Below are 19,880 nucleotides of genomic sequence, written 5' to 3'. Positions count from 1 at the left end.
TGATTTACACAATGAAATATATTAATTATGCGGTTTGCGCAGGCCTATTGTCTTTAATTGGTTGTGCTTCACTAAAAAGCTCTGATAAAAGTTTTTATGCAACGGATGTAAACCCTTTTATCGGAACGGACTTTACCGGAAATACGTATCCAGGTGCACAATTGCCCTTTGGGATGGTACAGCTAAGTCCAGATAACGGGCTGCCTGGCTGGGACCGTATTTCCGGATACTTTTATCCCGACAGTACAATTTCTGGCTTTAGCCATACACATTTAAGCGGTACGGGAGCGGGTGACTTATACGATATATCTTTCATGCCGGTAACATTGCCCTACCACGAAGCGGAAGCTCCTCTTGGTATACATTCTAAGTTTTCCCATAAAGACGAAAAAGCACATGCAGGATATTATCAGGTGAAACTACTTGATTATGATATCAATGTAGAGCTGACGGCAACAGCACGTTGTGGCATTCAGCGCTATACTTTTCCAAAGGCAGAATCTGCCGTATTTTTAGATTTAAAGAAAGCAATGAACTGGGATGCGACTACAGATTCACGCATCGAAGTGGTAGATTCTGTGACTATTCGGGGCTATCGTTTTTCTGAAGGTTGGGCCAGAGGACAACGTGTTTATTTTGAAACTCGTTTTTCCAAGCCTTTTAGAGCTGTTCATATTGACAGCACGGAAATATTATCACGAGCCGATACAACAGCCAAGAAAGCAATGCGAATTGGTACAGCATATAAAGCCCGATTTGATTTTAAAACTGCCGATGGGGAACAGGTAACGCTCAGCACAGCACTTTCGGGTGTAAGCATGGAAGGTGCGTCCAAAAATTTGAAAACAGAAGTTCCAAAAGATGATTTTGACTATTATTTGAAAGAGGCAGAGCAAAATTGGAACAAGGAATTGGGCAGGGTAGCCATCGAAACCAAAAACAGAGAAGAGCAGATCAAATTCTATACAGCGTTATATCATTCTATGCTTGCACCGACGATTTTTAGTGATGTTGATGGTGGTTATATGGGTGCTGACCGAAAAATACATCAGGCTGAAGGATGGACCAACTACAGCACGTTTTCTCTTTGGGACACCTATAGAGCTTCCCATCCCTTATTTACTTATATTGATCCTAATCGTGTAAACGATATGATTAAGTCGTTTATCGCTTTTTATGAACAACATGGCCGATTGCCAGTATGGAATATTTATGGAAGTGAAACTGATATGATGATCGGGAATCATTCAATTCCTGTAATTGTAGATGCATACTTAAAAGGAATCGGTGATTTTGACGTTTCAAAGGCATTAGAAGCCTGCGTTGCGACAGCAAATATCGACAATTATAGAGGCATAGGTCTGTATAAAAAATTGGGCTATGTACCTTATGATGTCAAGGATGAGTATAATGCTGAAAACTGGTCACTATCAAGAACACTTGAATATGCATATGATGATCACTGTATCGCCATGATGGCAGATAAGATGGGAAAGAAAGAGATTGCAGGAACATTTTTGGCTAGAGCGCAGAACTACAAAAATGTGTATAATCCGTCGACTTCATTTATGCAACCCCGGGATAGTAGAGGTAAATTTATTACCCCATTTGATGCCGAAGACTATAGTGCACACATCTGTGAGAGTAATGCTTGGCAATATTTCTGGTCTGTCCAACATGATATCCCAGGATTGATTAAACTTGTTGGTGGGACCCAACGTTTCGCCCAGAAGTTGGATAGTATGTTCACATTTCATCCTTCGGATACCAGTAAACTTCCAATTTTTAGCACAGGAATGATTGGTCAATATGCGCATGGTAACGAACCAAGCCACCACGCACTGTATTTATTCAATGCCGTTGGACAACCCTGGAAAACACAGCAATATGCAGCAGAAGTGATGAATAGACTTTATTTAAATACACCTGCTGGATTGAGTGGAAATGATGATTGTGGGCAGATGTCAGCTTGGTATGTATTCAGCTCATTGGGTTTTTATCCGGTAGATCCTATCAGTGGAAAATATGAAATCGGAACACCTTTGTTTGAAAAAGCCGAATTGAAGCTTTCCAATGGAAAGAAATTTACTGTGAAAGCTAATCAGGTGAGCAGATCCAATATGTATATCCAATCTGTTACTCTTGATGGTAAACCTCTTGAAACAAGTTATATTACACATGAACAGATTATGTCAGGTGCGACATTAGTGTTTGAAATGGGCGAGAAACCAGGACCGGTGTGGTACAAAAATAAGTAGCCTCATTTCTATTTAGATAGATCTTTTTAAGTGCAGCCTCCAAATGAATAGTTAATGAATTTGGGGGCTGTTTGTTTGCTAGGCTGGATTATTCAGGCTTTTGTAAAAGTAGGTTGTGCTACACGGCAAACCATTGGGAAGAAGTGCGTAATTGGGAATATCACCAACAATAGTCCAGCCATATTTTTGGTACATAAAATATGCAGGGCTACCCGTTACCGTGTCGAGTACCATGAGTGTCTTATTTAGAGCAATGGCTATCTTTTCAATTCGCTGAAGCAATTTCTGTGCAATGCCCATTCTCCGAAAGTCAGAATGAACTAACATTTTGGCAACGTCTGCACGATGTGCTTGATTATAAGGAAGATCCGTTTGCAATTGAACTGTTCCTGTGATCTGATTTGTCACGTTATTTTTGGCAACAATTAATACTGTTTTATGCTGTTTGACCTTATCCAGCACTTCGGTCCAAAATCTGTTTGCCTGTTCAACCGTCAAGTCATCCATAAAACCGACAGAAGCGCCTCCTTGAACAATGTTAAAAGTTAGGTTGGTAAGTTCGTTGATTAAGATGTCACTAGATTCTTTGATTTCCTCAATGACAAAATCTGTATTAGAAGTAAGCATGGAGCTGCATGTTTGATTGTAAATCTTTATTCACTACGAGTAAATGCAAAATAGATGACATATAACCATCCGAGTATTCCGTGAATTAAAGCTAAAAGTATTGATCTATTACGGTCCCAAGAAGTGACGACGGCAATGACTGATCCAAGGCCTATTCCCGATTGCGTAATAGTCTGTGTCGTTGATTTACTTATCTCCTGACCAAATACTGTACCCGAAGCGAATATAAACAGGATAAATAACGTAAGCTGTTTCATTATTATTTTAGTGAGCTTCTCTTATTTTGAGCTCTTCATTGATTTCTTTTACTCTTTTGAAATTGAGAATTGCAATTGGGGATAAAGCAAAGGGAATGGCCATTAGTGCACTAAATCCTTTAGCGATTGATGTATATATTCCCATACCCAATAAGATAAAGAGCATAATGGTTAGCATCCAAGTGACTACAAGTGTAGTTTTTCTATTGTTATGCAACTCTTCGATAGTCATTCCGTTTAAAGGTCTATTATTCATAATTTCTTCGGTTTATACCTCTAATTTCTGTAATTCTTTTTAAGAAACAAAGTGTTTTATGTTAAATGTCGTGTAAATATTGGTAGATTCAACGCTTTTTATGAAAATGTTAAAGAAATTTTGGGAGTTTGGTCATTTTAAAGCGAAATGATGGGTCTGTTTTATTTCAAAGTTGCATAAAACAAGATATCGCCATCTAATTCGTAAGGATTATTTAATCGGCTGCGAATCTTAAAATAGACATGGCGAATATAAAGTGCCAAGGAAGTAAAATTTTAAAAATATGTTATTTGCAGAATAAGATTGATACGCTAAATTGTTATTCAGTAAAGCAGCCGGTCATGGTGGATGGCGATCGTGATGTCAATAAATAGCCAATAATTGAATGCGGCACGCGCTTTGACAATGATATTTTGGGCATAAGAATCGGTGCAGATGAGTTGGTAAGCAGCAAAAGCGGTAAAAAGGTAGCTATGGTTTTTACGAGGTTCAGATCGTCGATGAAATGGTGATTATCGATTAAATACGGGAGGAGAAGTCTGCTTAAAGATCAATTGTCTCTCTTGAATCCATTTGGATAGAGATTTGACAGGAAATAGTATAAAATATTTAACTTAATGTTGCGATGATAAAACAAAGAAATATGTGGTATTTGCTCATCATTTTATCAATGATGGCATCATCCTGTAAGAGTAAAATAACGGGACAGCAATCATTGACAAAACCGTCGCCAACACCACACTCACTTGCGGATACAACGAGATTGGATGAAGTGAATCCCGGTTGGTATCGTGAATATTTTCGTCAGGTTGTAATGATAGACAATGGTTTTGTGACCCAAAAAAAGGGGAGTTATTTAATAGATCTTCCTTTGCAGATCCTTCCAGATTCTACCTATATTTTCTTTTTGAACGCTAGAATTCCAGTGGATTTATTTAAAAAAGCAAATGAATTTTATCCCGATCTTCAACAATTTGTGTTGATTGTACCAGATTGGGCATTTTATGATCAGATTGCTGAACAGGCGTCAAAACAAGGTATGTGTATAGAACCGACGACGACCAATTTTTATTATTTGATAAATAGACAGGACGGTGTGGTTAGGGTTGATAGTATTCGTCGTTCAGGTGACGACAATCCGGGCTTTGATTTCTTTAAACCCGTATCTCCTAAAAATATGCTAACAGTTTATAGGAAGGAAAGTTATGGATCCGTCTGTTGTCCACGTGATCCGAAATGGGATAGTGCTGATGAAGATGAAGCTTTCTTACGTGATTTTGAAAGACGGAATTACCTGAACATTACAAGGGGGAGATATGTACAAATGGAAGGAAAAGAGGGTGAAAAGAGTATCTACTACACGTTGCCTGGATTATCCTCTGTACAGCGATTGGATTTTTTAGCTAATAAATATGCACAATGGACTGGTGCTAAAGATAACCACGAAACACCTATTTTATCTCAGCTATTCGCCCCACAAATCGTTCCGATGGTAACGGAAGGATTTAATAAAATGAAGGAGTTGCCCTAGCGCGAGAAGTCATAGGTCAGATGATTCGATAATACCATATTTTTTGCTCATTTGGGATAAAGCTATTCGATCAGCTTAATCTCAAACATTTTATCCCAATTTTTGCCAGTCACAAAGAAGGTGTTCGATTTTCGATTGTAGGCGATACCATTGAGTACATCCAAATCGACATGTTGCGTTACATTTTCACGTAATTTGGAAAGATCCACCAATTCCTCCACAGTACCTGTCATAGGGTCGATCCGTCCAATGACATCTTCCATAAAGAAATTTGCATAGATTTTTCCCTTTACCCATTCCATTTCATTGATTTGATCGATCATAGCTGTGTTCGTCGCGGCACGAATATAGTCCAATTTTGAGAAGTCATGTGGATTGAGTGTATAAATGTAATCCGAACCATTGGACATGTATAGGTTTTTACCGTCAGAAGTCAATCCCCAACCTTCCATTGGCTGAAAGTAAGGTAGTGTACTAATAACGGCTAAGGTGTTTACATCGTATACATAGGCTATATTATTCTTATAGGTCAATTGATACAATTTCCCATTCACGACAGTGGCGCCTTCGCCAAAAATTGAATCATCCAATTCAATTTTCTTGATGGGCGCACCACTTTTAGGATTTGTAATGCGAATGCTCGATTTACCTTTATTTCCACTTGGGCCAATACCATTTCCCGTGCTTTCGATCAGGTTATCACCATAAAACTCTAAGCCTTGAGTATAAGCTTTAATATCATGTGGATAAATATTTACAATGCTATACTGGAGCAAGCGAGGAGGAGTAGAAGCGAATAAATCTATACTTACTGTATTTTCTTCTTGTTTTCCATCACTAAACACGACTGCTTTAACAATCTGTTTGCCAAATTTTTCATGTTTTAATGCATATTTGAAAGACTTATTGCCACTTACTTGTCCAATTTGTTTATTATTGATGTAATAGACCACAGTGTCTAATTTCTGCTTCTTCTCATGGTTTATTTTTAAAACCAGATCTTCTCCCAGTGCATAGTGCTGTTTGATACTGTCAAAGGTAAATGTTGGACTTTCCTCGGGCTGTCCAGATTGGGAATTTGAAGTCGTATTGGTGCTATTGTGGTTATTTTCATTACAGCTGCTCAAAACGGCCATAATCATGAAACTAATTAGATAAGATTTTTTCTTCATTGAGATGGTATGCTTGATTTATCATCCTGTAAGCAGGAAAAAGAGATGCCTGAAAAGAGCGGCTGTTAAATATCCCGTTACCCAAACTTGAGTAAATTGTTTTTTATATGCAATTCAATTACTTTTTATGTAAAAACGTAAATCTTTTTTGACGGAAAAATGAACCATTGTATACAGTTCAATTGTTATAACGATATGGAACACTCTTATTTTTCTGGAACAAGTGGTATTCTTTTGCCTTATAAAAATAGAAGTTTTTATCCCGAGCATTTAGAGGGGAAGAGCCGACTTGCCGTATATAGCTTATTATTTAATTCTTTGGAGGTGAACAGTTCTTTCTATAAAATTCCCCGTGAAGAAACTGTCCGAAGATGGTCCGAAGAAACAGCCGACAGCTTTCGATTTACTTTTAAGCTTTGGAAAGGAATTACGCATCAAAAGGAACTCGGGTTTGATCCACAAGATGTAGTAAGATTTCTCTCCGTTATTGATGCCGTCAGTCAAAAGAAAGGATGTCTGCTTATACAATTACCGCCATCATGTAAATTTACTTCCATTGGAAAGCTTACTGAACTATTGGACTGCATCAGTCAGGATAAGAGAAGTGAGGCCCGGCAGGTATGCGTAGAATTTAGAAATGACTCTTGGTATAGGGAAGAAACTCTGATTCTTTTAAAATCATATGGAATGCATTTGGTGATCCATGATAAAGATACTCTTGGAATGCGTCTTCAATATACCGACACAAAGATTATCTATATGCGCTTCCATGGGCCAGATGGTGATTATAGGGGAAGCTATTCGGACAGTGTATTGAAGGAATATAGTACCTATATAAATGGTTGGATTGCAGAGGAAAAAGAGGTATATACTTATTTTAATAATACCATTGGAGCAGCAATTGAAAACCTGAATACATTAGCTAAATATATCACAGTAGGCAAAGCATTTTCGATTTAAAGCTATCGTCTCTTTAAAAGATTTGATTACGTATATATTCCGTTCCCATATAACCATCCCAGCCTTCATGCCCACGCATAATTCGCAGGTAAACTGCTGTTAATGCCTGAACTTTCGTCAATAATGGGATACCCCTCCGTATGCAATCATGATCGAAGAAAGTTCCAGTGTTATCGTACCATTGAAGCCAGCCAAGTAATTCTTGTCTAGTCATCAACTTTAATTTATCAAAGAGCATTTTATCCTTCAATTCTAAAAGCTGATAACGCCAATCATTTCGATTCGATTCCATTGCTATAATTTTTGGCAGCTGGACATCGATGATGTGTTTGATAAAAGATTCCATTATTTCAAATTTTAGTTGTTGAACATAAGTTGTGCATGCGTGCTTGAAAGGTCACTATATTTTCTTTTCATGTGGATGCGTAAGATTTCTTTGTATATATATTTGATAGCCTTGCTTTTAGAGATTTGCTGTACTCCATTTTCAATGCATTTGCGATCTGTATAGTTTCCTTTAGGATTATTCCACTGTAGCCAATCAAGCAACATTTCTTTTTCAAGTTTTTCAAGCCTTTGCTGTAAGCCGACTAATTCACTTTCTTTAAGTTGTTCGCGCCAGTCGGACCAAACGGAATTAGATATTGTTACTCTTTTCTCTTTAAATTTGTTTTCCATGTATTTTTTTAATCTGATTTATAAAATATGTTAGATGACTAACTTGCTGATAATAGCGTTGCCTAGTTTATTTTGCATAAATAGCTTAATCTGTTTTAGTAATTCCGGGCTTACTTCGGGGATTCTTTCTAGGTCCCGTATAAACCACTTCTGAATAACTGGAGAGTGTTTAGAACTTCGGTCATATTTAACAACCTCAGCTCTGGATGATTTCCCTTCAGGATCGTAGTATGACCACAGTACGATGAAAATCGTATTTGGGTCTTCATCGGTGTAGGGGGTATGAAAGCGAACGATGTCACCAACGTGTAAATCCTTATTGTCATATGTTGCAATCTGTTCCATAAAAGGCGCGTCTAAAACTGATAACCAAATATACTAATAATGTTAGTATTTAAAAATTTTTACTAAAAATTTTATATTTTTGGTAGGCACGCATTGGTGCTGATGGAATGAACGTATCCTTTAAGCTGTTTTTAGCTCCATTTTATTCTTATTGTGATCTGCTGGTTGAATTTTAGGAACTTAGATTTTGCCTATTCTCGCGTTTTGATGATCAATAATGTTGGGGCGTGATGCGTTCAACTTCATGGGGGGAAGAGTTCGTATGAATATGGATAGTTGCAACGCATGCACCGTTAAATTTAACGGTGCATAGCATGTTACTTCTGTAAACAGCAGTATCCTATAATGTGTTGTATTTAATCGTCTTATTTGTTGTTAGACTCACTATTTGAGTTAGGTAGTTTTACTTTAAAGATATAATAAGGCAATTCTACCTTGTCGATTCCCTTGTTCCATTGTGGATCCTTAAAAAGTTGTGGGCAAGAGAAATAAAGATATCCATCTTCGCCGATCCCCATAGAATCAGGCCATAATATGCGTGGGTCTTGGACTAGGGTATGCAGTTTTCCATCAGGACTTAAATATTTTATACTATAATCGATGGATGAAGTTAGGTAAATATTTCCGTTTATATCTGACAGTAATCCATGTGTGATACCTACTTCTCCTTTGTCTTCAACTTTCGCCTCCAAATCTTGTTTGGTTAACGTAGAATCGGCCAAAAATTCTGTCGCGATACAGTATAAATGAGTTTGATTGATCGGCTTGAAGTATAAATATCTAAAGTCGTGACTTAAGGCGATGCCATTCACATTGGAAGAAAAAGGTTTTTCGTTCAGATTACACATATCATTACCGTCGTATCTTAAAATCACTTCGGGATCAGCGAGCGTAAAATGGCTTCCAGCTAAAGCCTTCCTGCTATTTCCAGTTTTGAGGTCCAAAACAATAATGGCCGCCTGACCGGGGTCGGAGAGGTAAGCTAAATTTTTCTCCCTATCGATGCGCATATCATTTAGACCCGATTTGGTTTTATCAAGGTCGTCGAAACTATAAATACGTTCAATTTGATCTTTCTTTGTGTCGATTTTCAATAATTTGAACTGTCCTTCGGTTGGTTTTTCATCATTACCAAAAATTGATCCAGCAGATGATGGCTTAGAATCTAATACCCAGAGATTGTCATCGGCATCGACAAAGATATCCTGTACATTAACAAAGTGGGAATTCTCAATTCCTTTTTTATTCCATTCAGCATCAGGATAAGGGGTCGGTTTTCCATTGATGATTTCGGTCAGTGCATACTTGAAATGTTTAGTTTGTTTCGGGAAAGAAACAAATAGCCGGTTGCTGGATGTAACGCTTACACCAATGGGACGGTATGGTCCCAAATCCACTGCAATCTCTAGTTGTGGTTGTTTTGAATTATTAACTTGAGCCTTCATGTTGAGAAAAAAGATGTGAAATAATAGAAAACTAAAAAGAAGCCTTTTTCGCATGTTCTTGTGTTAAGTTAAACAGTTTTATTCCCTTAGCGTTACAAAGCGGTATGTTATAAACTTCATAGCCGGCAGATGCATTGATAAAATAACTGTCTTCCTGCAATTATTGTTTTAATAAAAAGAAGCTTTAAGCAGTTTTATAGCTGTATGGTCTTAATTTTAATAATTTTTCTTTATACTATCCTTATAGGGAATAAGTGATTCCGATTTGGAATCCCTTGGATTTTATATACCAAAAATCTCAGGTAAGGTGATTTTAGTAAATGCCCAGCAATTAGATCAGTATTTCTCTTAAAAGCTTTTCAACTTCGCCAGCGTGTGTGACCGTCATAAAATGACCAGCGCCTTTAATCACAAAACTGGGCTTTAGACTTTTGATCGGGATAATACGGTCTTTGTCTCCATGTATATGGACTAAATTACTTGGAATAAATCTGTTTTTCCATCGGAGAATCTCATGTATTGCCCAGCCACTCTGCACCTCATCCACTTATGATATATATTTTGGTATCGGTTATCATTTTTTAGTATTGGTTACATGCATTGAATGAAGTTTCTAGATACATTTAAGGAGCCAAGTTGCTGAAACTGTCGCGATAAATGAATAGGGGCAAAGTAATGATTAAAAATCAATTTTTCACCCCTATCTTTTATAATGTAATAACGTAATTTTTGTGAAGTGGTTATTAGATATTCCTGTTAAGACAGGCTAGCTAAACTTTTAGCCTCAAAAGTAGAAAGTTCATTGTATTTTTCGGCTTGAACTTTCTTTACCCAATTTGGATCTTGCAGGAGAGCCCTTCCCACGGCGACAAGGTCAAAGTCGCCACGTTCATACCGACGGACCAATTCGTCCAGCGAAGCAGGAGAAGATTTGAATTCGGAGTTTGTAAATACTTCGCCAAAGTCCTTATCGAGGCCTACAGATCCAACCGTGATCGTGGGTTGTCCTGAGATTTTTTTAAGCCAGCCGGCGAAATTTAAATCACTACCTTCAAACTCAGCTTCCCAATAGCGGCGTTGACTTCCATGAAAAATGTCGACACCAGCATCCGTTAATGGTAAAATCCAATCTTCCATCGCAGCAGGCGTCGGTGCGATTTTGGCAGTGTAGTCCTGTTGTTTCCATTGCGATAATCTCAGGATAATCACAAATTCCGACCCTACGGCTTTTCGCATCGCTTTAACGACTTCAACTGCAAATTTAGACCGCTCCTTAATGGTTTTGCCGCCAAATTCGTCAGTTCGATGGTTCATTCCCTCCCAAAAAAACTGATCAATCAAATAACCATGGGCGGCATGAATTTCAAAAGCATCAAAACCGAGCTCTTTTGCAGACTTGGCGGCGTCCGCGTATGCTTTTATTGTTGATTCAATATCAGCCAATGTCATTGTATCCGGACCCTCAAATGCTGCAGGTGGCGTCCACTGCATTGGGGTATAACCGACATGCCATAGTTGAGGCGCTATTTTGCCACCTTTGTTATGTACAGCTTCGACGATGTTCTTCCAGCCAGTAAGTGCTTCTTCACCATAAAAGTTGGGAATGTCCTTTAAATTCTTTGAAGAAGGTCTTTCGATTACTGTACCTTCCGTTAAGATTAGTCCAACATCACCAGCAGCACGTCGCTCATAATAACCAGCTACGGCACTATCGGGAATTCCGTCCAACGAAAATGCTCTCGTCATTGGTGCCATGACAAAGCGGTTTTTCAATTTTAAATTTTTATATTCAAATGGATTAAAAAGTGTTTGTATGCTCATTTTTCTTGTTTTAAATTATAAATCTTTACAAAGATATTCTAAATAGTGTATATTTGTAACTATTATTAGTATAAACTAGTTACCTTCGTGTAACTATTCTCAAAATATCAAATGAAAAGGACTGAATTTAAAAGTTGTTCCTGTGCAATGCAACGCTCGATGGCAATTTTAGGCACAAGGTGGAAGCCTGTCATTATTTATACACTGCGGGACCGCAAAGCCCGATTTGGTCAGCTCGATGCACTTATAGAAAATATTTCACGCAAGGTTTTGACCAGCTCATTAAAAGAATTGGAGGAGGATGGTGTTATTGTTAGAGAAGAATATAAGGAACTGCCACCACGCGTCGAATATTCTTTGACCGAAAAAGGTAAAGCCTTAATCCCCATTATGTGCCAGTTGGCACAATGGAACGAAACCTTTTATAAGGAGGATCAGGTACCAGAATTGATCGCGTAAAAAGTAAATCTCATATTACCGTTTCTGTACCGATTTTGTGTTAATCTTTGCCTGATGGATAGCATAGCCCCTATGTGACGGTGTATTCTCTCCTGGTGTCTTGATATTTGATCTTTCTTTGGGATTGCTGGCGTATTGGTTCGCTATTACTTTGCTATTCGTCTGCTGTTTCTCTGCTATTTGTTTGCTGTTTCTCTGCTATTTGTTTGCTGTTTCTCTGCTATTTGTTTGCTGTTTCTCTGCTATTTGTTTGCTGTTTCTCTGCTATTTGTTTACTGTTTCTCTGCTACTTGTTTGCTGTTTCTCTGCTATTTGTTTGCTGTTTCTCTGCTACTTGTTTGCTGTTTCTCTGCTACTTGTTTGCTGTTTCTCTGCTATTTGTTTGCTGTTTCTCTGCTATTTCTCTACCGTTTCTCTGCTATTTGTTTGCTATTCCTTTGGTAAAAAGACAACAAAATGGTAATAAAACAGTAAGTAGAAAGTCAATAATCAGCAAAGAAAGGCCAAGCAAGTATGCAACTTGGCCTATAGAGCATCTTTATAAAGCTTTACCCAGCAAATTCAATGCATTGAAGGAATGAATTGCAAAGCTTAGAAAAGTAACAGTGGATTACGAAAGTACGATTAGGCAGAAATCTGCTTTTTAAATCCAGCAATTCTTTCCTTTAGCGTATCACTGTGTTCTGGACTGATTACGCCATTATTCTGATCAAAATTTTCGTAAAATTTGGGAAGCGAAAATGTTTCTTTAATGATTGCTCCAAACTGCGGAAAGAACTTTTGGGCTTCCGCCATGACATTCCCACCGCCATATCCCCCTGGCGAGGTAGTCATAAGAAGCATGGGTTTATCTTGGAAAACTTTCACATTGATCCTAGATGCCCAGTCGAACACATTTTTAAATGCAACGCTATAGGAACGGTTATTCTCAGCAAGCGAGCAAATAATAACATCACAAGCAGCTATATTATCTAGGAAAAGCTGTGCTTCCCGCGGAAACCCATCTTTTTCGAGATCGACGGAAAAAACTGGCATGTCATAGTCATTCAGATCGATCAAATTAATCTCGTGTTCATCAAAACTTTTAAGTACAAATTTGACCAGCTGTTTGTTGATCGAAGTGGAAGAATTACTCCCAGCGAATGCGAATATTTTCATATTTTATTCTTTATAATTCTCAGTTCTTTAAATGTAGCCATTTCCTAAATATAGTATATGTTTAAGTTTACCATACTGCTTTTGGTAAGTTAATCAGCAAATTTTCTATATTATACCGAATGTAGTCATGGAATACCTTGAAATTAATACAGGAAGAATAAGGGTACTGCCACACAAAATATGAGTATAGGAAATGTATAATCAGAGCTAAACTTGATTTTTTTATTCACGAATACCTGTTTTATTTTTCCGTATTGAAAATAGAGTATAATGGAATATCATAATATTTTCCATCTTTTTTTAGATGCTGTTTCAATAGTGCTTCTTTTTCCATGCCTATTTTTTCCATGACCTTTCCCGAAGCTGGGTTATGTGGGAAGTAGGTCGCAAAAATCTTGTTAAAATGCAGTTCTCTAAATCCAAAGTCAATGATGGCTTTTGCTGCTTCAGTAACATAACCTTTGTTCCAATAAGGAATAGCAATCCAGTATCCCAGCTCAGCCTTATCCGAGCCTTCATCGTGTAATCCGATCGCCCCAATCAGTTTTTTATCTTTATTTCGAATAGCAAAAGTAAAACCTTTACGATTGATATATGCTTCTTCTGCTAATTTAAGCCAATATTCAGCATCTTCTTTTCGGTATGGGTAAGGAATATTTGATGTAAAGTCCGAATATACTTTATCTTTAAGATAGTCAACAATCTGTGGAATATCAGAAGTAGTAATTGCATTGAGAATAAGTCGTTCTGTTTCTAGTTGTGGGAAATCTTTCATTTGGATAAGTCCTCAATTTGGTTTAAACGAAATTTCGAGTTATTTAGTTGTTGGCAAATGTAATGATTTTCATTAATTTCAAACTAATAACATTACGCTTTGGTGTCCATATCCGCTTTCATTTTCTAGGATCGATAGCATTGATTATGTTTTTAAAATAAATTTTATAATTTTGCAGCTGTAGATCATTCATGTTATTAATTTTTAAAACGTAAAGCCATGTAATGCATTGTCGATATTTAGGAGAAAAAGTAATCAACGGATTTATCTGATTTGATTACCCTATTCCTACGTCTTCAATTTTTTAGTATGGACTTAAATTTTAAAAATGAATTCAACAAAATATGGTCGTACCTACCATTTCCCTTTTTCTCCGGGAACAAGCAGCGACGATCGTTTTAATCAGCATTATTGGACGGATATACAATCCTTCCATCAACTGTTATATACAGAAAAGTTAGATGGTGAAAACAACTGTCTTTCACAAAGGGGGGTATTTGCACGGTCTCATGCGGCCCCGACTACCTCGCCATGGACGGCTCAGCTAAGGGAACATTGGGCCAGATTAAAAAATGATCTGGATGATTTGGAGTTTTTTGGTGAAAATCTTTATGCTATACATTCAATCGAATATCGGAAACTAGAGCACTATTACTATGTTTTCGCTGCTCGAATTAAAGATCAATGGCTTTCGTGGGAAGAAGTTACTTTTTACGCTAATTTATTTGATTTGCCCATGGTACCTGTTTTAAAATTCGAAAATGTAAAGGATATGACAGAACAGCAGCTTCAACATTCAGTCGAAAACTTGTCCACACAGCCCTCGGTGTTTGGATCTGTTGATGCTAAAACGGGACATATATGTACGATGGAAGGGGTGGTGTGTAGGAATGTCGACGCATATACTGTTGGCGAATTTCAGCACAACGTTTTTAAATATGTAAGAAAGGGACATGTGCAAACTGATGAACATTGGACAAAATCATGGCGTAGAGCAAAAATGATTTGGGAAAGGAGAGATTATTAATGGAATGGAAAATAGCAGTAGATAAGGACTGGACGACGTTAGAGAATAAATTCTCTTGGGTGATGGATATGGAAAAGGTACAGCAGGATCCTTGGCATCATGCAGAAGGAAATGTAGCAATTCATACACAAATGGTTCTTCAGCAGCTTGAAGAGCTCCCTGAATACCAAAAGCTGGACGGGCAAAAGCAGGAGTTGATCTGGGCTTCGGCCTTGTTGCATGATGTCGAAAAAAGATCCACCACCATTATCGGGTCAGATGGCCGTATCAGTTCGCCAAATCACGCTAAAAAAGGCGCGAAGACCGCGCGCGAGATTTTGTTTCGTGATGTGGAGACTCCTTTCGCCATAAGGGAGCAAATTGTGTCCTTGGTACGCTACCATGGTTTGCCATTATGGCTTATGGAGAAAGCTGATCCCCTAAAGAGCGCCCTGGAGGCTTCGCTCACTTTAAATATGAGTCAGCTCAAGCTGTTGGCTGAAGCAGATGCCAAAGGTAGATATTGTCGCGATCTGGATGCACTACTCTATGCGTTGGATATGTTTGAACTGTATAGCAAGGAGATTGGCTGCTGGAATGAGGCTCGTCCCTTTTTAACAGACAATGCTCGATTTACCTATTTTAATGGAAAAGACAGCTACGTCGATTATGTTCCTTTCGATACATTTAAATCTACGGTTATCGTGCTTTCAGGGCTGCCCGGAATGGGTAAAGACTATCATATTCAAAAAATGAATGCAGATATGCCCGTTATTAGCCTGGATGATATCAGACGCAAATATCGCATTGATCCCACTGATAAAAGGAGAAATGGATGGGTCATACAAGAAGCGAAAGAACAGGCAAAAAAATATTTGCGCTGTGGACAGGATTTTATCTGGAATGCCACGAATATAACTTCCCAGATGCGTCAGCAGCTGATCGATCTTTTTGTTGGCTACCAAGCCTATGTTAAATTACTGTATGTCGAAAAGCCCTATCAGGTATGGCGCACACAGAATAGAGATCGAGAATATCCATTACCTGACGCAGTGTTAGATAAAATGCTCCGTAGTTTGGACGTTCCTCAGTTGACAGAAGCTCATGAAGTTCAGTATATCACAACATAAATAGCATCTTAACAAAGGGTATCTTGAAATTATCCTTTGTTAAGATATGAACGATTCCTATTTACTGTTTCAATTTTTGATTTAATAGTGGAATAAGCTCCTCTTCCCTGATATTGATCACGTCCATGTCGATCCATAGACGAGCTGGCTTTGTGGAAAGGTTACGGTCGATAAAGCTTAAGAGATGTATGAGACGGTTTGTTTTTTGTTTTCGTAGCAATGAAGAGTCTTTTAATTTTATAAATATAGAAGATGTTCGGTATAAACCGGAAACAAAGCAATCGATGTCCGTCCACGGAATTGGCTGGGGCTTTAATGCGCTGTTGTTTACGAGCATGTCCTGATCTATCGTGAGTGCTGCTATCCCTTTTTGATAGCGACTCATTTGCTGTATTCTGAGGTAAAATACGCTTGCTGCTGCTAGCGCCCACACCGTCGACGCCAGTTTTATAATAAGATCTTTATGTAACCAAGCATAAAGCGCGACGACTGTCGCGAAAAAACAAAGCACCATACTTATGATAATTTTCCCTCTGTTAAAATGAATTTTGATCATTAATTTTTCTTTTTATAAACATATAAACTCTCCTAAAAATAGGCGAAGATTATCTGCTGCAAAACGGCTCTTTCTGTTTAGTGCTCATTTTGGACTTGCTTTTCATAAAGATAAGCAGTAAAAACGGTCTAATCTATTCGCATTTATTATTCGCAGCTGTTGAATGATTATCCGTAATATATCAATTTATTTTGTCAGTCCTTTTAAATTGAATGTCGTTGAAATAGATTTGAACTTTTTTTTTTAGTAAAATGAATAGTAGCTTTGTTTGGACAATAAATTGACAGAATGTTAGAAAATCTCAAAGGGCATTTGTGGAAATTTATCGATGTAGATCCGATCCAATTAGAGGAAATACTGGGATATTTCAGAACAAAAACGGTCGCAAGAAAAGAAAATATACTGGAAGAGGGACAGGTTTGTAAATATCATTTTTTTGTATTGAACGGTATGCTTCGAAAATTCTTTGTTAATGAAAAAGGTGTCGAACAAACGACGGAATTTGCGATAGAAAACTGGTGGATCACAGACAATATGGCTTTTGAACAGCGGGCAGTCACTACATTTTACATTCAAGCAGTAGAAAAATCAGAATTGGCATATATCAGTCAGGAAGATCAGGAAAAATTGGTGGTGGCATTTCCTACAATGGAGCGTTATTTCCGCTTTGTTTACCAAAGGGCGTATGCCGCGGCGCAAATGCGGATTAAATATCTATTCTCTTTATCCAAAGAGCAGTTCTATTTGGATATGCTTCAAAAGTACCCTCATTTTGTACAACGTGTTCCGCAATATCTGATTGCATCATTTCTTGGGTTTACGCCTGAATATTTAAGTGAAATCCGAAAGAGAATAATCCGCTGAATGCGCCGTTAAAATTAGCTACAACTAAAGACTAGTAACATTGGTCAGAATCAGCAACACGGAAGGGATTAATTCGAAATTGAAGGTTGTGCTCTTTTGCATAGTCATAGACTAATTTTTCGAATTTTTCCATAGCACTTTCTTCCGAAGCAGCAAAACAGTGCAGGTTTAGTTCAAGCGGTTTTTCTGAGGTTGCTGGATCGATGCGCAGTTTTTCAACTTCAGAGAGAACAACCGCAAAAGAAGTTTTACAAATCTCTACCTCTAGATGCGAAGCTATTAATTGAGATGAAATGCTATAAAACGAATTTTTATTTTGGATTTCTTCTTGAAAAGGATCTAAATATGTCGTAATAATAGATCGATAACCATATTTAGCATTACCAAAAAACTGATCAATATATTCCTGCGCTTTTTCATATGTTGAGAAGACACCTTCGAGATTGGTGAACAAATCTGGATCTTCCCTTACTTCTTTTGAAACTACTGTATATACCTTAATGAGGTTGGTTGTCATATTTCGTATGCTACTTTTTGTACATTAAGTAAGTTTTTCTGCAAAAAAACTAATTTAGAATTTTATCCATGATCGATTATAAGATAAAATCATCGTTTTAAAATAAAAAATTTCCTCTACTAATTTGTAGCCTGTTTTAGATCAGGTGCTTGTGCTTTAAAGTTGTATATAATTTTCGTATTATCCAAATATTTTGCCAATTGTTTTCATTTACACATCTTAAAGATCATCATATCACCAAATACGCCTTTCAGCATACGAAATCGATATCGGATGCAGCCTGCTGATTAGCTTCACTTTTGTAGGTTGACACAAGAGGAACACGCCGAAGTTTAGGTAAACTTGTCATCGGCTCTTCAAAGGGACGGTCTAAAAGCACTATTTAAAAAGCTTTTTTACACTTCATATTTTAACATATCAATATAGCTTAAACAATTTTACTTTTGAACGGAACATGCTTTCTTTGGTGAAGATTCAAACGTTTTCGTAAATAAATCATATCATTTGATTCATTTCGCTTATATTAATTAATATATTGTTTTGCCAATTCAATTCAAATGAAATGAATAGCCCATACCTAAATTAGGATGTATGTGGCTTAAACTTGTTATGATTTACAAACCAATGATGAATAAATAAACCGGGTCTATAGACTCTAGATTAAATTATAAAATGAGAAGAAATACACTATTTAAATCTGTTTTAATGGCAGCTATGGTCAGCAATGTTGTATTGACCCATGCCCAGACAGATAAGAGTAATGAAAAAGGTTGGACAAACCTTTTTGATGGAAAGACGCTAAATGGATGGAAGACTGTTGGAGGAAAAGCCCCCTATTCTATTGAGGGAGATGCTATTGTCGGCCGAATGACAAAAGGCACCCCCAATTCTTTTTTAATTACTGAAAAGGAATACGGTGATTTCATATTGGAGCTGGATATTAAACTCGAAGGAAATGAAACTAATTCAGGTATCCAAACTAGGAGCCATCTCGATCCAAAAGCCAATGATGGACGAGGGCGTGTATATGGAAGACAAGTAGAGATTGATCCATCCGAGCGCGCGTGGACGGGTGGAATATATGATGAAGCACGTCGTGGATGGATTTATCCTTTGGATTTAAATGAAAATGCCAAAAGAGCATATAAAGCAGAAGAATTTAATCATATCCGAATTGAGGCCATCGGCGATGAGTTGCGTACTTGGGTCAATGATATTCCAGTGTCTTACGTTGTTGATACTATTGATAGAACAGGATTTATCGGACTACAGGTGCATAGTATTCCGGCGCAGTTGGATGGAAAGAAAGTTTATTTTAAGAATGTAAAAATAAAGACAACTGATCTTAAACCAAAAGGTTTTCCTAAAGATGTATATATCGTCAATCTCAAGCCCAATGAAGTGGCCGATGCTGAAAAGAAAAAGGGTGTTAAACTCTTATTTGACGGTAAAACCAATAAAGGTTGGCGAAGCATACATAGCGATAAATTTCCAGAACGGGGGTGGGAAGTCAAGGACGGACAAATGACTGTACTAAAATCTGACGGTGGAGAATCAACTAATGGTGGAGATATTGTCACAAAAGATAAATATGCTGTGTTTGATCTTTCATTTGAATTTAAGCTTAGTCCAGGTGCAAATAGTGGTGTTAAATATTTTGTCACCTTGAAAGAAAAATCAAAAGGATCGGCTATTGGTTTAGAATACCAAGTGCTTGATGATGCTTTGCACCCTGATGCAAAGTTGGGTAGGGACGGAAACCGTACGTTGGCATCCCTATATGACCTCATCACATCCAACCGTGATGAGCGTGCACGCAGACCGATCGGTGAATGGAATAGGGGTAGAGTTGTTGTTACAGCAGATAATAAAGTTGAACATTATTTGAATGGCATTAAAATGCTGTCTTATGAACGGGGCTCCAAAGCGTTTAAAGATTTGGTTCAAATCAGCAAGTATAAAGACTGGGAGAACTTTGGCGAAGCTAAGGAAGGCTTTATTCTTTTGCAGGACCATGGTGATCGGGTCTCCTTTCGCAGTATAAAAATCAATACACCCAATTAAG

Annotated in this window: 22 protein-coding genes; 8 read left to right on the top strand and 14 right to left on the bottom strand. The window is 37.6% G+C overall.

What is annotated here, in order from left to right; all coding sequences use genetic code 11:
- Window positions 1-11 precede the first annotated feature (11 nt).
- Window positions 12-2,258 (top strand): GH92 family glycosyl hydrolase, encoded by a 2,247-nt coding sequence (locus J2X77_RS18785; RefSeq protein WP_310082012.1) that lies wholly within the window; start codon window positions 12-14, stop codon window positions 2,256-2,258.
- Window positions 2,259-2,336: 78 nt separating this feature from the next.
- Here J2X77_RS18785 and J2X77_RS18780 read toward each other — a convergent pair whose 3' ends face one another.
- The 3 genes from J2X77_RS18780 to J2X77_RS18770 are packed head-to-tail and all read right to left on the bottom strand — an operon-like array spanning window position 2,337 to window position 3,398.
- Entirely contained in the window at window positions 2,337-2,885 is a 549-nt protein-coding gene (locus J2X77_RS18780; RefSeq protein WP_310082010.1) for a GNAT family N-acetyltransferase, read from the bottom strand.
- A gap of 26 nt (window positions 2,886-2,911) precedes the next feature.
- A complete protein-coding gene (locus J2X77_RS18775; protein WP_209575909.1) occupies window positions 2,912-3,142 on the bottom strand; it encodes a hypothetical protein in 231 nt (76 codons plus the stop codon).
- A 7-nt stretch (window positions 3,143-3,149) separates the two neighbouring features.
- Entirely contained in the window at window positions 3,150-3,398 is a 249-nt protein-coding gene (locus tag J2X77_RS18770; RefSeq protein WP_209575907.1) for a redox-active disulfide protein 2, read from the bottom strand.
- 625 nt (window positions 3,399-4,023) lie between these two features.
- Here J2X77_RS18770 and J2X77_RS18765 point away from each other — a divergent pair.
- The gene (locus tag J2X77_RS18765) at window positions 4,024-4,929 is read left to right on the top strand and encodes a hypothetical protein (RefSeq protein ID WP_310082007.1); all 906 of its coding nucleotides are present in this window, start codon (window positions 4,024-4,026) and stop codon (window positions 4,927-4,929) included.
- Between the two features lie 62 nt (window positions 4,930-4,991).
- Here J2X77_RS18765 and J2X77_RS18760 read toward each other — a convergent pair whose 3' ends face one another.
- A complete protein-coding gene (locus J2X77_RS18760) occupies window positions 4,992-6,101 on the bottom strand; it encodes a glutaminyl-peptide cyclotransferase (protein WP_209575904.1) in 1,110 nt (369 codons plus the stop codon).
- 195 nt (window positions 6,102-6,296) lie between these two features.
- Between J2X77_RS18760 and J2X77_RS18755 the strand changes: the two genes are divergently transcribed.
- Entirely contained in the window at window positions 6,297-7,061 is a 765-nt protein-coding gene (locus J2X77_RS18755; RefSeq protein ID WP_310082004.1) for a DUF72 domain-containing protein, read from the top strand.
- Window positions 7,062-7,074: 13 nt separating this feature from the next.
- Here the strand turns inward: J2X77_RS18755 and J2X77_RS18750 are convergent, their stop codons facing one another.
- The 6 genes from J2X77_RS18750 to J2X77_RS18725 all read right to left on the bottom strand — a co-directional run bounded on the left by J2X77_RS18750 (window position 7,075) and on the right by J2X77_RS18725 (window position 11,350).
- Complete coding sequence (locus J2X77_RS18750; RefSeq protein ID WP_310082002.1) at window positions 7,075-7,407, bottom strand: hypothetical protein; 333 nt, start codon at window positions 7,405-7,407, stop codon at window positions 7,075-7,077.
- A gap of 11 nt (window positions 7,408-7,418) precedes the next feature.
- Entirely contained in the window at window positions 7,419-7,739 is a 321-nt protein-coding gene (locus tag J2X77_RS18745; RefSeq protein ID WP_310082000.1) for a hypothetical protein, read from the bottom strand.
- Window positions 7,740-7,769: 30 nt separating this feature from the next.
- Entirely contained in the window at window positions 7,770-8,084 is a 315-nt protein-coding gene (locus J2X77_RS18740; RefSeq protein WP_209575897.1) for a hypothetical protein, read from the bottom strand.
- A gap of 365 nt (window positions 8,085-8,449) precedes the next feature.
- Window positions 8,450-9,529 carry an L-dopachrome tautomerase-related protein gene (locus J2X77_RS18735; protein WP_310081996.1) on the bottom strand — a complete coding sequence of 360 codons (1,080 nt, stop codon included), beginning with the start codon at window positions 9,527-9,529 and terminating at the stop codon, window positions 8,450-8,452.
- Between the two features lie 331 nt (window positions 9,530-9,860).
- A complete protein-coding gene (locus tag J2X77_RS18730) occupies window positions 9,861-10,076 on the bottom strand; it encodes an alpha/beta hydrolase (protein ID WP_310081994.1) in 216 nt (71 codons plus the stop codon).
- Window positions 10,077-10,285: 209 nt separating this feature from the next.
- Complete coding sequence (locus J2X77_RS18725; RefSeq protein ID WP_310081992.1) at window positions 10,286-11,350, bottom strand: NADH:flavin oxidoreductase; 1,065 nt, start codon at window positions 11,348-11,350, stop codon at window positions 10,286-10,288.
- A gap of 111 nt (window positions 11,351-11,461) precedes the next feature.
- Here J2X77_RS18725 and J2X77_RS18720 point away from each other — a divergent pair, with 111 nt between their 5' ends.
- Window positions 11,462-11,809 carry a helix-turn-helix domain-containing protein gene (locus tag J2X77_RS18720; protein WP_310081990.1) on the top strand — a complete coding sequence of 116 codons (348 nt, stop codon included), beginning with the start codon at window positions 11,462-11,464 and terminating at the stop codon, window positions 11,807-11,809.
- 624 nt (window positions 11,810-12,433) lie between these two features.
- Here the strand turns inward: J2X77_RS18720 and J2X77_RS18715 are convergent.
- Window positions 12,434-12,967, bottom strand: coding sequence for an NADPH-dependent FMN reductase (locus J2X77_RS18715; protein WP_209575891.1), 534 nt, complete (start codon window positions 12,965-12,967; stop codon window positions 12,434-12,436).
- Between the two features lie 241 nt (window positions 12,968-13,208).
- Window positions 13,209-13,742 carry a GNAT family N-acetyltransferase gene (locus J2X77_RS18710; RefSeq protein WP_209575890.1) on the bottom strand — a complete coding sequence of 178 codons (534 nt, stop codon included), beginning with the start codon at window positions 13,740-13,742 and terminating at the stop codon, window positions 13,209-13,211.
- Window positions 13,743-14,070: 328 nt separating this feature from the next.
- Here J2X77_RS18710 and J2X77_RS18705 point away from each other — a divergent pair, with 328 nt between their 5' ends.
- Window positions 14,071-14,769 carry an RNA ligase family protein gene (locus tag J2X77_RS18705; protein WP_310081987.1) on the top strand — a complete coding sequence of 233 codons (699 nt, stop codon included), beginning with the start codon at window positions 14,071-14,073 and terminating at the stop codon, window positions 14,767-14,769.
- A complete protein-coding gene (locus J2X77_RS18700; RefSeq protein ID WP_310081985.1) occupies window positions 14,769-15,878 on the top strand; it encodes an AAA family ATPase in 1,110 nt (369 codons plus the stop codon). Before J2X77_RS18705 ends, J2X77_RS18700 begins: the two co-directional genes overlap by 1 nt.
- 61 nt (window positions 15,879-15,939) lie before the next feature.
- Here the strand turns inward: J2X77_RS18700 and J2X77_RS18695 are convergent, their stop codons facing one another.
- Entirely contained in the window at window positions 15,940-16,434 is a 495-nt protein-coding gene (locus J2X77_RS18695; RefSeq protein ID WP_310081983.1) for a hypothetical protein, read from the bottom strand.
- A gap of 288 nt (window positions 16,435-16,722) precedes the next feature.
- Here J2X77_RS18695 and J2X77_RS18690 point away from each other — a divergent pair, with 288 nt between their 5' ends.
- The gene (locus J2X77_RS18690; protein ID WP_310081981.1) at window positions 16,723-17,298 is read left to right on the top strand and encodes a Crp/Fnr family transcriptional regulator; all 576 of its coding nucleotides are present in this window, start codon (window positions 16,723-16,725) and stop codon (window positions 17,296-17,298) included.
- Window positions 17,299-17,329: 31 nt separating this feature from the next.
- Here J2X77_RS18690 and J2X77_RS18685 read toward each other — a convergent pair whose 3' ends face one another.
- On the bottom strand, window positions 17,330-17,815 hold the full coding sequence (locus tag J2X77_RS18685) for a hypothetical protein (RefSeq protein ID WP_209575879.1): 486 nt from the start codon (window positions 17,813-17,815) through the stop codon (window positions 17,330-17,332).
- 672 nt (window positions 17,816-18,487) lie between these two features.
- Here J2X77_RS18685 and J2X77_RS18680 point away from each other — a divergent pair.
- Window positions 18,488-19,879, top strand: coding sequence for a DUF1080 domain-containing protein (locus tag J2X77_RS18680; RefSeq protein WP_310081979.1), 1,392 nt, complete (start codon window positions 18,488-18,490; stop codon window positions 19,877-19,879).
- Window position 19,880: the final 1 nt, after the last annotated feature.

Origin of the sequence: Sphingobacterium sp. 2149, from assembly GCF_031455655.1 — a bacterium.
Taxonomy (GTDB): Bacteria; Bacteroidota; Bacteroidia; order Sphingobacteriales; family Sphingobacteriaceae; genus Sphingobacterium.
This window is presented reverse-complemented; position numbering and strand designations above follow the sequence as displayed.